The following is a 14,508-nucleotide window of genomic DNA, read 5'->3' as shown; positions in this document are numbered from 1 at the left end:
CTCAAGCGTCGGTTGCGTTCAACGCCCGATCAGGCGCTGCGCCATGCGGTCGGCAACTTCGGCCGGAGTTGCGCCGCTGGCTTCGCTTTCCTGCCACACCGCTTCGAGCCGGTCGGGAATGCGATCGATCCGTGCATTGATCTCGTCATCGCCAGCTTTGTCGATATGGCGCAGCACACTGATGATGCCGCCCGCGTTGATGACATAGTCAGGCGCATAGAGAATGCCGCGATCGACCAGCATGCGGCCTTCGCTGCCGGTTGCGAGCTGGTTGTTGGCACCGCCTGCCACCGCCTTCGCCTTGATCGAAGCGATCGATTCCTCGGTCAGGATCGCGCCCAGCGCGCAGGGGCTGACGATATCGGCATCGGCGGAAAGGACTGCTTCGGTGCTGACCGAGATACCGCCCAGCTCTTCGGCCAGCGCCGCAGCGCGCGCTGCGTCGATATCGGCCAGGATCAGTTCGGCGCCCGCTTCAGCGAGATAACGCGCAAGGCCGCCGCCGACGCTGCCGACGCCCTGGATCGCCACACGGACGCCCTTCATGTCATCGGTGCCGAGCGCGCGCTTGGCCGCTGCCTTGACGCCAAGATAGACGCCGCGCGCGGTGAAGGGCCCAGGGTCACCCCCGCCCTGCCCGGGCAGGCCTGCGACGTGTGCGGTGCGCTGCGACAGGCTGACCATGTCGGCTTCGCTCATCCCCACGTCCTGCGCGGTGATGTATTTGCCGCCCAGCCCGTCCACGGCCCGCGCGAAAGCAGCCAGCATCTCGGGCGTCTTGGTGCGGTTCGAATCGGCCAGGATCACGGCCTTGCCGCCGCCAGCCGGGAGGCCGGCCATGGCGTTCTTGTAGCTCATTCCGCGGCTCAGGCGCAGCGCATCGCGCATGCCCGCCGACGGTTCGACATAGTGCCAGAAACGGGTGCCACCCGCGGCCGGGCCAAGGTGGGTCGAATGAATGGCGATAATCGCGGAAAGCCCCGAGGCGGCGTCGCGCACGAACACCACCTGTTCGTGATCGTCAAAATCGGGTTGGTTCCAGAAAGCCGTCATTGCCCATCCTTTGTTGGGCGGCCTTTTCGACAGCGCTGACAGGGAGAAAATGGGGCGATCGACGGGGTTCGAACCCGCGACCTCCGGTACCACAAACCGGCGCTCTAACCAACTGAGCTACGATCGCCACATGCCCCGTCCCGCATCCGCAAGTCGAGCCGCGCAAGCGGGGCTGATACGCGCTGCCGCGGCGTGGTCAAGGCCAGCCGCAACGGGCGCGAGCCTGTTGCATAGCTTGGCCCGTTTTGGAAGCGAAAACTTCGCAATCGCAAGCGCCACGCAAGATTATTTCGCGCTTTGCCGAATGCACCAGACTGCTTATCGTGAGCCCGATGTCCCGACCCGGCGAATCTTCGGCTGAACGTCTGCTCCGACATGCTGGAATGCAACGCGTCCCGAGTCCCCGGCTCGAATTGTTCCAATGCCGCGATTTCCTGCCTGACGATTTGCGGCAGGAACTGACCGCACTGATCGAAACCAACCGTCGCCCCAGCACCATCGCTGATGACAATGGTGATCGCTATTTTCGCACAAGCGAGACCTGCGATCTCAATGCCGGCGAGCCTGCGGTCCAGCGGCTGGAGGCGATGCTGGCCGATTTGTCCGGCATCGATCCCGCATATGGCGAACCGATCCAGGGCCAACGATACGAAATGGGGCAGGAGTTCAAACCGCACACTGACTATTTCGCGCCCGAGGGGGCGGATTTCGCGAAGTTCTGCTCTGTCGCAGGCCAGCGGACCTGGACTTTCATGATCTATCTCAATGACGTCGAGGCAGGCGGTGCGACAAGGTTCAAAGTGATCGGAAAGACCTTCCAACCCGAAGCCGGCAAGTTGCTTAGCTGGAACAACCGGCGGCCGGACGGAAGCGTCAACCCGAGCACGCTTCATCACGGGATGAAGGTGCGCAAAGGCCTGAAATATGTGATAACCAAATGGTATCGTGAAAAGGAATGGGGATACGAATGACCGACTACAGCGACATCGCGACCCAACTCAAGGTGCGGCTTGCGGACTTGCTTGAGCGCACCGAAGTGATCGAGGACGATTTGCGCCATCCGCTCGATGCCGACTGGGAGGAACAAGCGGTCGATCTTGCCGATGACGAGGCGCTCGAAGGCGTAGACGATGTGTTGCGTTCGGAGATCCAGCAGATTAGGCTCGCCTTGCTGCGGATCGAGAACGGAACCTATGGCACTTGCGCGATCTGTGGTGAGCCGATCTCGCTGGAACGGCTCAAGGCGCGCCCGATCGCCACGCGCTGCATCAAATGCGCATAAGCGTCGCTGCCTGATGCGAAGACGGGGCTGAAACGAAAAAGGCGGCCCCGTCGGACCGCCCTTCCCTTCGCGGCCTTGCGACCGCTTAGCTTGCAAAAGCGCTTACTTCTTGAGCGTAAGACCGCCGAAGCGCTTGTTGAAGGCGGCAACGCGACCACCTTCGGAAACCTGCTGACGGCCGCCGGTCCATGCCGGGTGGCTGGTGGGGTCGATTTCGAGCGCCAGGACGTCGCCTTCGCTGCCCCAGGTCGAGCGGGTCTGGAATTCGGTGCCATCGGTCATCTTGACCGTGATCATGTGGTAGTCGGGATGCCCTTCGGCTTTCATGTCAAATATCCTTTGTAGCGTTGCGCCGGTTCCGACCGGCGGTGCTGTGATCTCGGAAAGCGGCGCCACTAGCGGCAAACGCCAGGCAATGCAACCACTCTCGGTGGCTCAGTTGCTCCCGGCCTCGTCGCCGCCAGCCTCGGCCGGCGGCACCAGCTTGGCATATTCGGCCAGCTTGCGTTCCTGGACGGCAAGGTCGCCTGCGCTCGATGCCTTGCGCAGCGCATCAACCAGCAAGGCCCGGTCATAGGGTTCCATGGTTACGCCACCCTCATTCGGGAAGCGATACTGCGTGCCGTAAATCTGGGGCTGGCCGATGCTCTGGAGATAGCGATCCAGCGTGGCCGCCGCGATCCATTCCGCATCCTTATGCCCAAGGGCAGCAGCACGCACAGCCAGCACATGCGCCAGCAGATAGTCGCGCGGTTCGTTGCCGTGCTGGAAGATAAAAGCAGCACCGAAGTAATCGGTGCCGGTCTTCAACTCGCCTGCCTCGAACAGCTCGCGCGTACGAATGCGCCGCTGTTCGTCGGCGCGCGCTGCTGCCTCGTGATCATCGGTATCTGCCATGCGCTGCGACTGGTCCGCCGCGAACATGGCCGCCACTTCGGCATTGTCCTGCAGCACTTCCTGCGCAGTCGCAGGGGCAGCCATTGCCAGTGCCAGTGCCAATGCCAGCGCGATGACAGAGCCAAAGTGGCGTTTCATAGTGCGACCCTAATTTTCAAACAGCCGATAGGCGCTCAATCGGATGGCGGATCCGCGATCATCGCCGTGAATTCGCACTCGGTGGTCGTCTTGCCATCCACGCTGGCGCGGCCCTTGAATTTATAGACCCGGCTGCGCTTCTGGAGGAATTCTACTTCCAGATCGAGCAGGCAGCCCGGCGTTACGGGCGAGCGGAACTTGGCGCCGTCGATACCCATGAAGAACACCAGCTTGCCGGTGCCCGCGAGTTCGAGCGTCTCGATGCCCAGGATCGCCGCAGCCTGCGCCAGCGCCTCGATCTGCAGCACACCCGGCATGATCGGTGCCCCGGGAAAATGCCCCTGGAAGAAGTCTTCGTTGAAGGAGACCGCTTTCACCGCATGGATACGTTCGCCCAGTTCGATCGACCTGACCCGATCGACCAGCAGCAACGGATAGCGGTGCGGCAGGGCTTTGAGGATTCGCTGGATGTCATAGGCGCCTGCGCCCGTCGCTTCACTCATGGCCCTGCCTCCTTTTTTCCGTTCTTAGCGGCCGCTCGGCGCCTGCGGGTTCGGCTGCTGCGCCGCCTGTTGCTGCGCCTGGATAGCCTGCGCCGCCATCAGTGTCTGCTGGATCTGCTGATAGATCGCGACCGCATTGCGGGTCGGGCGCCAGTTCTGCGGCGGGACGATCGCCACCGAAGGCACCTTCGCATTGACCGCAGCGGTAACCTGTTGCGTGATATTGGCTTGCTGCGGCGCATAGACCACAACGTCGGGCGTCAGCACGACCTGGATGCGCAGCTGCTGCACCACTTCCTCAAGCGCCGGGCGGTACTGCGCCAGGATCTGTTCGATCGCATAGACGCGGGCCGCTTCGACCTGGTCGGTCAGCTGGGCGACCTCCTGCTCGATCGCCTGCAGGCGCGTCGCCTGCGGCGAATTCTGCGCGGCCTGCTGCTCGGCCTCGTCAAGCTGGTTGTCCTTGTTGGTATCAAGCTGCTGCAGCAGCGTCTGGCTTTCCTGCTGGCGTGCCTGGATCGCGTCGAGCTGCGGCTTATAGGTCGTCGCGATCTGCTGGTAAGCGGTGGTGAAAGCATTCGAATTGATGACTACGGCCGGCGCATTCACCGTCGCAATGTTGCCCTGCACCTGGGCTGCTGCGGGAACGGCAACCAGAGCCGCCGTCGAAAGGCTCGCTGCTGCGAGCAAGGACGAGATAAGTTTCATCAGAATTGAGTTCCTACGTTGAACGAGAAGCTTTTGGTGTCATCGCCCGGCTCCTTGCGGAGCACGCGGGAGAAGTCGATCCGGAAGGGACCGAATGGCGAATTCCAGTTGACCCCGATGCCGATCGAAACGCGCGGCATTGCCGAGTCGCCCAGGAAGATTTCCTTGAAGCGGCTGTTCGGGATGATCGAAGCCGTATTGGCGGTGATGCCATCGGCAGCCAGCGGATTGGTTGTGATGACGTTCGAGAACGTGCCATCGGTATTCGCAACCCGCTCGATATACAGCAGGTTTCCATCCGTGTCGCGCTGCTGGAGCCCATTGGGGTTATCCTGCAACTGAGGCCTGGTGACGGAGAAGAGCGCGCCGGCATCGACGAAGATCGACGGCCGCAGGCCCATTTCGCGGGCTCCGGTGCCGAGCGGAATCTCGAGCTCTGCGCGTCCGAGATAATACATGCGGCCACCCAGCGCATCGTCGATCACACGCTTGCGATCGGTGATCAACACGGGATCGCCATTCTCATCATCGACATACTGCTGGCGCAGCACGCGCGGGCCCACGCCGCGAATGTCGAAGCCGCGAATCTGCGGCTCGCCAAGCTGGAAACGATCGGTCAGGATCACACCGTCGGTGCCGGGCTCCTCATTGCCGCCAAGCGAATGGATGGCGCCGCCTTCTGCGGCGACCGAGAAGATGAACCCGCTGCCCATCGGCCAATATCTGGCAGCCTTGCCGCGAACACGCGCATATTTCACCGAACCGCCCAGGCCGGCGAATTCGGTGGTCAGCGACATATTGCTGCCGCGAGTCGGGCGCAGGCGGCTGTCGAGCGAGTTGTACACGAGGCTGACCCCGAGGATCGAGCTCGTACGCTTGCCCACTGCTTCGCACAAATAGCGCCCGGCATAGAGCGGTTCGCAAGTGCGGATGCCGTCGCCGTCGAAATCCGAGAAATAGACGTTCGGATCGAGGCTAATGTCGTCGAAGTTCAGCGTGTAGCTGCCGATCAGCGAGATATATTCGGTGAGCGGCACACCTGCGCGCAGCGAGAAACCGGTTGTCGATTGCTCGAAGGTGCGGTTGCGGTTGCTGCTGTAGTAATTGAAGCTGTTGAAGTCGCGACGGTAAATGTCGACGCCCGCGGAAATGTTCTTGTCGAACAGGTATGGCTCGGTGAAGCTGACCGACGCCGCGCGGCTGTAGCGCGACCAGTTGACGCTGAAGCCAACCGTTTGGCCGCGACCGCGGAAGTTGCGCTGGCGGATCGAGGCCGAAAGGATGAACCGCTCGAGCGACGAGAAGCCCGCCGAAAGCTGGAGTTCGCCGGTCGGCTGTTCTTCCACATTGGCTTCAAGAACGATCCGGTCAGGCTGGCTGCCTTCCGCCTGGGCAACTTCGAAGTTCTCCTGGAAGTAACCCAGCGAGTTGATGCGTGCCGTGGTGCGCTTGACCTGCAGCGAGTTGAACGCGTCGCCTTCTGCAATGCGGAATTCGCGGCGGACCACCTTGTCCTGTGTCAGCGTGTTGCCGTTGACATCAACGCGCTCGACATAGACGCGCGGTGCATCGCGGATCACGAAATTGACCTTCATGGTCAGGTCTTCGCGGCTGCGATCGAAGCGCGGCTGCACCTCTGCGAAGGCATAGCCGAAAGTTCCCGCGAGCTCGGTCATCTGTTCGACGGTGTCTTCGACCATCTTGGCGTCGTACCAGTCGCCCGCCTTCATCGGCAGGTTGGCGGTCATCCGGTCGCTGTCGAAATCGCGCAGCTGGCTTTCGACCGACACGTCGCCAAATTTGTAGCGATCGCCTTCTTCCACCACATAGGTGATGATGAAGTCGCGCTTGTCCGGAGTGAGTTCGGCCACCGCCGAAACGACGCGGAAGTCGGCATAGCCCTCGGTGAGGTAGAACTGGCGCAGCTTCTGCTGGTCGAAGGCCAGGCGATCGGGATCGTAGCTGGTGTTCGAGCTGAAGAAACGGTGCCAGCGTGCCTGCTTGGTCACCATTTCGCTGCGCAGTTCGCCATCGGAGAATTCTTCGTTCCCGATGATATTGATCTGGCGGACCTTGGACTTGGGCCCTTCGTTGATCTCGAAAACGATATCGACGCGGTTCTGCGGCAGCTGCACCATCTTGGGCTCAACCGTAGCGGCGAAACGGCCCTGGCGTTTGTAGAGCTCGATGATGCGGGCAACGTCGGCGCGCACCTTGGAACGGGTAAAGATCTGGCGCGCCGAAAGCTTGATTTCGGGCACGATCTTGTCGTTCTTGAGCCGCTTGTTGCCTTCCAGGATGATACGGTTGATCACCGGATTCTCGGTGACATTGATCACGACGCTCCCGGCATCGTTGCGGATCGAGAAGTTGGAGAATAGCTCGGTCGCGCCAAGGTCCTTCAGCGCGGCGTCCGCTGCGGTCGAAGTATATTCCTCGCCAACGCGCAGGCGAATGTAGCTGAGGATCGTCTGCGCCTCGAGCCGCTCGGCACCAACCACAGTGATCGAGCGGATCGTTTCGGCGGCGGCAGGCGGCTGAGGCTGCGCTTGCTGCTGCGCATCGCCTTCTTCGGCACTCTGCGCGAAAACGGGCGCGGGCAAGCCGGCCAGCATGGTGGTCCCCAGCAGCAATGCGGCCAGTCGACCGGCGGGAACAGCTTCGCCAGCACGCGCCCTGATACTTCCACTCATATTTGCAAGCTTCCCGTCCAACTTTAACTCTTCAAGTGCCGCCCCCGGGACCCGGCAAGACGCGGGACTGGCAGCATTCCAGCCGCCTGTGCCCGATGCCGGGTTGGCAATCAAGCGGCGCCTGCCGCCAATCGCCGCCCAACGGTGTGCTTTCCCCGACTAACTCCCGAAAATCGGCAGCGAGACGATGTCGTTCACCGTAACGACGACCATCAGCATCAGCACGAGAGCCACGCCGGTACGGTACGCCCATTCCTGGCCGCGCGGGCCGACCGGCTTCCGGCGGACTGCTTCTGCCGCGTAGAAAGCCAGGTGCCCGCCGTCGAGTGCGGGGATTGGCAAGAGGTTGATGAATGCCAAGTTAATTGAAATCAGCGCAGCGAAGCTGACCAGCGCCAGCGGCCCCAGGCTCATCTGCTCGCCTGAATATTTCGCGATCTTGATCGGCCCGCCAAGCTCCTTGATCGAACGGTCGCCAATGATGATCTGCTTGATCCCGGTGACCATCATTTCCATCAGGCCGATACTCTGGTCGAACGCCAGCGTGACCGATTCAACCGGCCCGACCGGAACGAATTCGGGCTCCTGCGAATAGACGCCGAGGCGCCCGATCCGCGATTCATTGCCGAAGCGGTCGCTTTCGATGCTTTCGCCAATCACCACGGGGAGCACTTGCTCAACGCCGCCACGCTCGAAGGTGATTTCGACCTCACGCCCCGGATACATCATCACCATCGGGCCGATGTCGGCAAAATCCTCGATCTTCTCGCTATCGATTGCCTTGATCAAATCGCCTTCGCGCAAGCCTGCATCGCGTGCTGCAGAAACTTCGGCGAAACTGCCGATCTCGTTATGCGCCTCAACCTTGCCGTATGCGAAATTGAAGGACGCGAAAATCGCCACAGCCACCAGCAGATTGGTCATCGGGCCGGCAAGGACGATCAGCGCACGCTGCCACAACGGCTTGCACTGGAACGTGTCGAATTCGATCGGTGCATCGGGGTTGGGCATGCTCGCGGGGTTCATGTCCCCCTTGAACTGGACGTAGCCGCCGAGGGGAATGGTGGCGAGCTTCCAGCGCGTGCCGCGCCGGTCGGTCCAGCCGGTCAGCTCCTTGCCGAAACCGATCGAAAATGCATCGGCCTTCACGCCGAACCAGCGCCCGACCAGGTAATGCCCCAGCTCATGCACCGTCACCAACGGCCCCAGCACCAGCAGGAAGCCGACGATCCACATCCAAACAGGCGGTGTTTCAATCAATTATGCATGCTCCAGCATTTCGCTCGCAAATACTCTCGCCTCGCGATCGACGCCAAGGACATCGTCGAGGCTGGCAGGTGTCGGCGCGCTATAGCGGCTCAATGTGCTTTCGACCACTGCCGCAATACGTGTGAACCCGATCTGACCGGCCAGGAATGCCGCTACGGCCACCTCGTTGGCGGCATTAAGCGTCGCGGGCGCCCCTGCCCCGGCTTCGATCGCCTGGCGCGCCAAGCGCGTCGCGGGAAAGCGCTGCTCGTCCGGCGGGAAGAAGCTGAGCTCGCCGATGGCCGCGAGGTCAAGCGGCGCCATCGGCGTATCCATGCGCTGCGGCCAGGCAAGGCACGACGCAATAGGGACGCGCATGTCCGAGGGACCCAACTGCGCCAAGGTCGAACGGTCGCGATATTCCACCATCGAGTGGATCACGCTCTGCGGGTGCACCACGATCTTCAGACGATCCAGCCCGACCGGGAACAAATGATGCGCCTCGATATATTCGAGGCCCTTGTTCATCATCGTCGCGCTGTCGACGCTGATCTTGGCGCCCATATCCCAATTGGGATGCGCAACAGCCTGCTCGGGGGTTGCGGCCTCAAGCTGTTCCTGCGTCCATGTGCGGAACGGCCCGCCGCTCGCGGTGAGCGTGATCCGCGCCACGTCCTCGATCCTGTTGCCTTGCAGGCATTGGAAGATGGCATTGTGCTCGCTGTCGACCGGAAGCAGCGTGGCACCATGCCGTGCGACGGCCGCAGTCATCACTTCGCCAGCGGAAACCAGCGCTTCCTTGTTGGCGAGCGCGACGGTGCCGCCGCGCTCGATCGCCGCCATCACGGGCGCAAGCCCGGCGCAGCCAACGATAGCCGCCACAGTGATATCGACAGGGCGCGCAGCAGCCTCGCACAGGGCCGCGCGGCCACCGGCGGCCTCGACCCCGCTGCCTGCCAGCGCCTCACGCAGTTCAGGCAGTCGGCTCTCGTCGCTTAGGACCGCAAGTCTGGCATCGAATTCACGCGCAAACTCGGCCAGCTTCGCCGCGCTGCCGTTTGCCGTAAGCACTTCGACCCGCCATGCGTCGCGGTTGCGGCGGATCAGGTCGAGCGTGCGCTCGCCCACCGATCCGGTCGCGCCAAGAATCGAAATGCTGCGCGGCATCAGGGATGCATCCCCCAAAGCAATGCGCCGATGATCGCCACAGGCAGCAACCCGTCAACCCGGTCGAACACGCCCCCATGGCCCGGGATGAGCTGCGAACTGTCCTTCATCCCTGCGCTGCGCTTAAGCCAGCTCTCGAAGAAATCGCCCGTTTGCGCGACCACGGCCAACATGGCCCCGATAGCAAAGGCGATGAACAGCATTGGGCGCATCACCAGTTCGCCTGTGTTCCAGGCAAACGTCCCTGCAGACACGATTCCGGCAGCGAGCATGCCGCCGCCAAGCCCCGCCCAGGTCTTGGACGGGCTGATCTTCGGGGCGATCTTCGGCCCGCCAATCGCGCGCCCGCTGAAATAGGCTCCAGTGTCAGTTGCGACGACGATGGCCACGATCCCCAACACCACTCCCAATGGCAGGGACGCGAGCGAGATCACTGCAATCGCTACATAGGCGGTGCCAAAAACGGTCCCGGCGATCCGGTTGAGCGGTTGCTCGGTCGCGCGCAGCACCAGCCGCACGAATTCGGCCAGGCACAGCGCCCCAACCAGGATGGCAAAGCCGCGCCACCACCAGCCGCCCAGCCATAGCGCCGTGCCGGCAATCGCCAGCATCACGATTGCGGAAACGACCCGAACCGGCAGGTCGGAATTCTTCTTCACCGGGGCCTCACCGTCCACCAAAGCGCCGCTCCCTCTGTGCAAAATCGTCGAGCGCCTGCTCAAGCATCTCCGGTGTGAAATCGGGCCACAGCGTGTCAACGAATAGCATTTCCGCATAGGCCGACTGCCACAGCAGGAAATTCGACAGGCGGATCTCGCCGCTGGTGCGGATCAGCAGGTCGAGCGGTGGCAAGTCGGCAGTGTCGAGCTGCGCGGCGATGCTCTCCGTAGTGATTTCACCGATTGCCGCTGCCTTGGCGGCAGCGCGCGCAATCTCTTGCTGCGAGCCATAGTTCAGCGCCACGGCCAGTGTCTGCTTGCCATTGGCGGTTTGCGCCAGCGCGTCTTCGAGCATGCCGACGATATCGGGCGCCAGCCCTTGCCAGTCGCCGATGATCTTGAGGCGCACGTTGTTCGCCACGAATTCGGGCAGGTCCGACTTGATGAACTTGCGCATCAAATTCATCAAATCATCGACTTCATCCTCGGACCGTTTCCAGTTCTCCGACGAAAAGGCGTAGAGCGTCAGGCATTCGAGCCCCATCGGCTCAAGGCTGCGCACCAGCCGCCGGACCGCTTCGACCCCGCGCTGGTGACCGAGCGACCGCGGCAAGCCGCGCCTTTTGGCCCAACGACCGTTGCCATCCATGATGATGGCGACATGCCGGGCGCGCGCAGAATCCTTGGCGCTTTGGCCGCCCATCAGCCCTCTCCAGCGACCCCGCCCATCACTGGGTCAGGATTTCCTTCACCTTCGCCGCCACTGCAGCGTCCGTTTCGGCGACATGGGAATCGGTCAGTTTCTGGACTTCATCCTCGGACCGCTTGCGATCGTCTTCGGAGATTTCCTTCTTCTTCTCGTCTTCCTTCAGCGCTTCCATACCGTCGCGGCGCACGTTGCGGATCGCAATCTTTGCCTTCTCGCCATATTCGCCGGCCAGCTTGGCAAGATCCTTGCGGCGCTCTTCGGTCAGGTCCGGCAAGGGCAAGCGCAAGGTCTGGCCGTCGATCATCGGGTTGAGGCCAAGGTTGGCCTTGGCAATGCCCTTTTCCACGGCGATCAGGTTTGACTTGTCCCACACCTGCACGCTGAGCATGCGCGGCTCGGGCGCGGACACGGTTGCGACCTGGTTGAGCGGCATCATCGCGCCGTAGACCTCGACCACCACGGGATCGAGCAGGCTGGTGTTGGCGCGGCCGGTGCGCAAGCCCGAAAGATCGCCCTTCAGGCTCTCCACGGCGCCCTTCATACGGCGCTCGATATCGGCTTTGTCGTATTTGGCCATGGGTCAGGCTTCCTCTTGTCTCTTCAATTACTTGTCTTGCACGATAGTCTGGACGCCTTCGCCCGACAGTACGCGGGCAAGGTTGCCCTTTTCGCGGATCGAGAAGACCACGATCGGGATCTCATTGTCGCGGCAAAGCGCCACGGCGGAAGCGTCCATCATCTTCAGATTGTCTGCGAGAACCTTGTCATAAGTGACTGTTTCAAAACGTGTTGCATCAGGATTGCGCTTGGGATCGCTATCATAGACGCCATCGACGCTGGTACCCTTGAGCAGCGCGTCACACTTCATTTCCGCCGCGCGCAGCGCCGCTCCGCTGTCGGTAGTGAAATAGGGGCTGCCGACTCCGGCGGCGAAGATCACCACGCGCCCTTTTTCAAGGTGGCGTTCGGCCCGGCGGCGGATCACCGGCTCGCAAACCTGGTCCATCTGGATCGCGCTCTGCACGCGGGTGTGGACGCCCAGTTGTTCGAGCGCGTTCTGCATCGCCAGCGCGTTCATCACGGTCGCGAGCATTCCCATGTAATCGGCCTGCGCCCGGTCCATGCCCTGCGCAGCACCGGCCATGCCGCGGAAGATATTGCCGCCGCCGATCACCAGGCAGATTTCGAGCCCGGTATCCTTTGCCGCTTTCACTTCCTTGGCCAGTTCGGCCACGAAAGCCGGATCGATGCCGAATTGCTGGTCTCCCATCAGCACCTCGCCCGAGAGCTTCAGCAGGATGCGTTTGTAACGGGGAGCGGACATTGGCGATCAGAATCCTTGCGGGTTGGGAACTGGGCTGAGTCCTTAGCCACCTAGTCCGCTGCGCGCAAAGGGAAAGGCCGCGATTTCCGCGCGGCTATCGCGCCGGCAAGGTATGCAGCAAGCCCTTGGTGAAACCGCGAGGCGCGACCGACATATGGTCTTCATCCATGAGGACATCCGATTGCAGCTTCAGGCCTGGATAGCCTTTGGAGCGAAGCAGTTCGGCAAAGGCGCGGTTGTCAGCCACCATGTCCACTTCCTGCATGTATCGCCGATCGCCAACGCGGAGCGCTTCGTATTCGCCGACATACATGTAAACGTCGGCATCGATCCTCCCGAGCCGATCAAGCAATTGCGGCGCCTGCTTCAGCAAATATTGCTTATCGAACCAGAATGACGGGCTTCCCAGCACATATCCGCTGAACATCTTGGGGTCGGTCATCAGGATTTGCGCACCCAGCAGGCCGCCATAGGAATGGCCGACATAGACGCGCCGGCTCGGTTCCGCACGGAAGCGGGCCTCGACAAAGGGCATCACAGTATCGCGCAGATAGTCGCGATAGCGCAGGGATTCGCCATGGCGGGCATCCTTCGGGGCATCCGAGGCCCCGTTGGGCGTCGGGGTGTAATCGCGTCGGCGGCTCACCATCGAGTCCTGCCCCTTTTCGTATGAAAGGCCGACCAGGATGAACTCTTCGACTTTGGGGGTCGCATTGTTCATCCGTCGCCCAATCAGGCGCAGCATAGGGAAGCCGTAATCGGCGTCTGTCACATAGACGACTGGATAGGTGCGAGCAGTATCCGTGCCATAGCTTGGCGGCAGGTTTATAAAGACCTGATAGACAATGTCGCTGGCGGGGTCCGGCAGATCGAACACCTGCGTCCCCAATATCTCATAGGGCTGACCCTCGCCCCGTTGGTTGGCGACATTGGCCGCCGGATTGCTGCCGGCCTGTGTCGATGGTGCAGCCGAACAGGCAGCTAACATTACGGCACCAGCCAGTAACACCTTTGAAAAACGCATAATTTCCTCCGACCCGGATTTGATCGGCCGATGCGCGAAGCACCTACGAAAAACAACGGGCCGGATGGCGAATGCCACCCGGCCCGTGCCGTTTTTCCGATGATTCGAAAAGCTTAGCCGGCGACGGCAGCAGCCACTTCGGCCGCGAAGTCGCTGACTTCCTTTTCGATGCCTTCGCCGAGCTGGAAGCGGACATAGTCCTTCAGCACGATCACGCTACCGGCATCCTTGCCCGCCTTGGCGACCGCATCAGCAACCGTCAGCTTGTTGTCCATCACGAAAGCCTGGCTGAGCAGCGCGTTTTCTTTGGCGAACTTCTTCACCGCGCCTTCAACCATCTTTTCCTGCACGTCGGCAGGCTTGCCGCTTTCGGCAGCCTTTTCGGCGGCGATCTTGCGCTCGCGATCGATCACTTCGGGATCAAGGCCGTCGGCGTCGAGCGCTTGCGGGAACATCGAAGCGATATGCATGGCCAGCTGCTTGCCAAGCGGCTCGAGCACGTCAGCCGAAGCCGCGCTTTCAAGCGCGACAAGCACGCCAATCTTGCCCAGGCCTTCGGCAGCCGCATTGTGGACGTAAGGCACGATCACGCCCTGCGACACGGCGACGCTCTTCATGCGGCGAACCTGCTGGTTCTCGCCGATGGTCGCGACGTTGTTGGTCAGCTTTTCAGCCACAGTGCCGCCATCGGGATAGGCAGCGCCTTTGAGCGCTTCGACGTCGTCAGCGCCCAGGCCCAGCGCGACCGAAGTGGCCTTACGCACGAAATCCTGGAACTGGTCGTTCTTGGCGACGAAGTCCGTTTCCGAGTTTACTTCGACGGCAACGCCCTTGGTGCCGGCAACGGCAACGCCAACGAGGCCTTCGGCAGCGGTGCGGCTCGACTTCTTCTGTGCGGTGGCGAGGCCCTTCGCACGCAGCGCGTCGATCGCGGCTTCAATGTCGCCATTCGCTTCTTCGAGCGCCTTCTTGGCGTCCATCATGCCCGCGCCGGTCTTTTCGCGCAGGGCCTTCACATCAGCGGCAGTGAATGCAGCCATGGTGATTTCCTTTTCAAATTAATTGGACACCGGGCCCAGGGAGATGGCCCGGTGCGCTAGTTC

Annotated in this window: 16 protein-coding genes and 1 tRNA gene; 2 read left to right on the top strand and 15 right to left on the bottom strand. The window is 61.9% G+C overall.

Annotated elements, in window-relative coordinates; all coding sequences use genetic code 11:
• Nucleotides 1–18 precede the first annotated feature (18 nt).
• Nucleotides 19–1,053 (bottom strand): Leu/Phe/Val dehydrogenase, encoded by a 1,035-nt coding sequence (locus ACUJ47_RS01765; protein ID WP_445536748.1) that lies wholly within the window; start codon nucleotides 1,051–1,053, stop codon nucleotides 19–21.
• A gap of 50 nt (nucleotides 1,054–1,103) precedes the next feature.
• Nucleotides 1,104–1,180 (bottom strand) — tRNA-His (locus ACUJ47_RS01760).
• Between the two features lie 205 nt (nucleotides 1,181–1,385).
• Between ACUJ47_RS01760 and ACUJ47_RS01755 the strand changes: the two genes are divergently transcribed.
• Both ACUJ47_RS01755 and ACUJ47_RS01750 read left to right on the top strand, forming a co-directional pair.
• Complete coding sequence (locus ACUJ47_RS01755) at nucleotides 1,386–2,024, top strand: prolyl hydroxylase family protein (protein WP_445536747.1); 639 nt, start codon at nucleotides 1,386–1,388, stop codon at nucleotides 2,022–2,024.
• A complete protein-coding gene (locus tag ACUJ47_RS01750) occupies nucleotides 2,021–2,335 on the top strand; it encodes a TraR/DksA family transcriptional regulator (RefSeq protein ID WP_445536746.1) in 315 nt (104 codons plus the stop codon). The genes ACUJ47_RS01755 and ACUJ47_RS01750 overlap by 4 nt, the downstream gene beginning before the upstream one ends.
• A gap of 102 nt (nucleotides 2,336–2,437) precedes the next feature.
• On the opposite strand, the gene rpmE is transcribed toward ACUJ47_RS01750, so the two are convergent.
• From rpmE to tsf, 13 genes are all read right to left on the bottom strand, one after another.
• Nucleotides 2,438–2,662 (bottom strand): 50S ribosomal protein L31, encoded by a 225-nt coding sequence (gene rpmE / locus ACUJ47_RS01745; RefSeq protein WP_354144613.1) that lies wholly within the window; start codon nucleotides 2,660–2,662, stop codon nucleotides 2,438–2,440.
• A gap of 108 nt (nucleotides 2,663–2,770) precedes the next feature.
• Nucleotides 2,771–3,370 (bottom strand): hypothetical protein, encoded by a 600-nt coding sequence (locus ACUJ47_RS01740; RefSeq protein WP_445536745.1) that lies wholly within the window; start codon nucleotides 3,368–3,370, stop codon nucleotides 2,771–2,773.
• Between the two features lie 35 nt (nucleotides 3,371–3,405).
• Nucleotides 3,406–3,873 (bottom strand): 3-hydroxyacyl-ACP dehydratase FabZ, encoded by a 468-nt coding sequence (gene fabZ / locus ACUJ47_RS01735; protein ID WP_445536744.1) that lies wholly within the window; start codon nucleotides 3,871–3,873, stop codon nucleotides 3,406–3,408.
• A gap of 24 nt (nucleotides 3,874–3,897) precedes the next feature.
• Nucleotides 3,898–4,581, bottom strand: coding sequence for an OmpH family outer membrane protein (locus ACUJ47_RS01730; RefSeq protein WP_445536743.1), 684 nt, complete (start codon nucleotides 4,579–4,581; stop codon nucleotides 3,898–3,900).
• Nucleotides 4,581–7,274, bottom strand: coding sequence for an outer membrane protein assembly factor BamA (gene bamA, locus ACUJ47_RS01725; protein WP_445536742.1), 2,694 nt, complete (start codon nucleotides 7,272–7,274; stop codon nucleotides 4,581–4,583). Before bamA ends, ACUJ47_RS01730 begins: the two co-directional genes overlap by 1 nt.
• Nucleotides 7,275–7,433: 159 nt before the next feature.
• Nucleotides 7,434–8,510 carry an RIP metalloprotease RseP gene (rseP, locus tag ACUJ47_RS01720; protein WP_445536741.1) on the bottom strand — a complete coding sequence of 359 codons (1,077 nt, stop codon included), beginning with the start codon at nucleotides 8,508–8,510 and terminating at the stop codon, nucleotides 7,434–7,436.
• Between the two features lie 24 nt (nucleotides 8,511–8,534).
• Nucleotides 8,535–9,689: a 1-deoxy-D-xylulose-5-phosphate reductoisomerase gene (gene dxr, locus ACUJ47_RS01715; protein WP_445536740.1), complete on the bottom strand. Its 1,155-nt coding sequence runs from the start codon at nucleotides 9,687–9,689 to the stop codon at nucleotides 8,535–8,537.
• A complete protein-coding gene (locus ACUJ47_RS01710; protein WP_445536739.1) occupies nucleotides 9,689–10,369 on the bottom strand; it encodes a phosphatidate cytidylyltransferase in 681 nt (226 codons plus the stop codon). The genes dxr and ACUJ47_RS01710 overlap by 1 nt, the downstream gene beginning before the upstream one ends.
• Nucleotides 10,356–11,051, bottom strand: coding sequence for a polyprenyl diphosphate synthase (gene uppS / locus ACUJ47_RS01705; protein ID WP_445536738.1), 696 nt, complete (start codon nucleotides 11,049–11,051; stop codon nucleotides 10,356–10,358). Before uppS ends, ACUJ47_RS01710 begins: the two co-directional genes overlap by 14 nt.
• Nucleotides 11,052–11,076: 25 nt before the next feature.
• Nucleotides 11,077–11,634, bottom strand: coding sequence for a ribosome recycling factor (gene frr, locus ACUJ47_RS01700; RefSeq protein ID WP_445536737.1), 558 nt, complete (start codon nucleotides 11,632–11,634; stop codon nucleotides 11,077–11,079).
• A 27-nt stretch (nucleotides 11,635–11,661) separates the two neighbouring features.
• Nucleotides 11,662–12,381, bottom strand: a complete 720-nt coding sequence (gene pyrH / locus ACUJ47_RS01695; protein ID WP_445536736.1) for a UMP kinase — start codon at nucleotides 12,379–12,381, stop codon at nucleotides 11,662–11,664.
• Nucleotides 12,382–12,475: 94 nt separating this feature from the next.
• On the bottom strand, nucleotides 12,476–13,405 hold the full coding sequence (locus tag ACUJ47_RS01690) for an alpha/beta hydrolase (protein ID WP_445536735.1): 930 nt from the start codon (nucleotides 13,403–13,405) through the stop codon (nucleotides 12,476–12,478).
• Between the two features lie 113 nt (nucleotides 13,406–13,518).
• Nucleotides 13,519–14,445: a translation elongation factor Ts gene (tsf, locus tag ACUJ47_RS01685; RefSeq protein ID WP_445536734.1), complete on the bottom strand. Its 927-nt coding sequence runs from the start codon at nucleotides 14,443–14,445 to the stop codon at nucleotides 13,519–13,521.
• Nucleotides 14,446–14,508: the final 63 nt, after the last annotated feature.

The sequence above is a fragment of the Altererythrobacter sp. Z27 genome, assembly GCF_052683155.1.
This window is presented reverse-complemented; position numbering and strand designations above follow the sequence as displayed.

Bases quoted from the DNA above. Each gene is read 5' to 3' on its own strand.
- ACUJ47_RS01750 (WP_445536746.1), top strand. From the start codon at position 2,021: ATGACCGACTACAGCGACATCGCGACCCAACTCAAGGTGCGGCTTGCG.
- rseP (WP_445536741.1), bottom strand. From the start codon at position 8,510: ATGTGGATCGTCGGCTTCCTGCTGGTGCTGGGGCCGTTGGTGACGGTG.
- tsf (WP_445536734.1), bottom strand. From the start codon at position 14,445: ATGGCTGCATTCACTGCCGCTGATGTGAAGGCCCTGCGCGAAAAGACC.
- ACUJ47_RS01740 (WP_445536745.1), bottom strand. From the start codon at position 3,370: ATGAAACGCCACTTTGGCTCTGTCATCGCGCTGGCATTGGCACTGGCA.
- ACUJ47_RS01755 (WP_445536747.1), top strand. From the start codon at position 1,386: ATGTCCCGACCCGGCGAATCTTCGGCTGAACGTCTGCTCCGACATGCT.
- frr (WP_445536737.1), bottom strand. From the start codon at position 11,634: ATGGCCAAATACGACAAAGCCGATATCGAGCGCCGTATGAAGGGCGCC.
- bamA (WP_445536742.1), bottom strand. From the start codon at position 7,274: ATGAGTGGAAGTATCAGGGCGCGTGCTGGCGAAGCTGTTCCCGCCGGT.
- ACUJ47_RS01730 (WP_445536743.1), bottom strand. From the start codon at position 4,581: ATGAAACTTATCTCGTCCTTGCTCGCAGCAGCGAGCCTTTCGACGGCG.
- rpmE (WP_354144613.1), bottom strand. From the start codon at position 2,662: ATGAAAGCCGAAGGGCATCCCGACTACCACATGATCACGGTCAAGATG.
- fabZ (WP_445536744.1), bottom strand. From the start codon at position 3,873: ATGAGTGAAGCGACGGGCGCAGGCGCCTATGACATCCAGCGAATCCTC.
- pyrH (WP_445536736.1), bottom strand. From the start codon at position 12,381: ATGTCCGCTCCCCGTTACAAACGCATCCTGCTGAAGCTCTCGGGCGAG.
- dxr (WP_445536740.1), bottom strand. From the start codon at position 9,689: ATGCCGCGCAGCATTTCGATTCTTGGCGCGACCGGATCGGTGGGCGAG.
- ACUJ47_RS01765 (WP_445536748.1), bottom strand. From the start codon at position 1,053: ATGACGGCTTTCTGGAACCAACCCGATTTTGACGATCACGAACAGGTG.
- uppS (WP_445536738.1), bottom strand. From the start codon at position 11,051: ATGGGCGGCCAAAGCGCCAAGGATTCTGCGCGCGCCCGGCATGTCGCC.
- ACUJ47_RS01690 (WP_445536735.1), bottom strand. From the start codon at position 13,405: ATGCGTTTTTCAAAGGTGTTACTGGCTGGTGCCGTAATGTTAGCTGCC.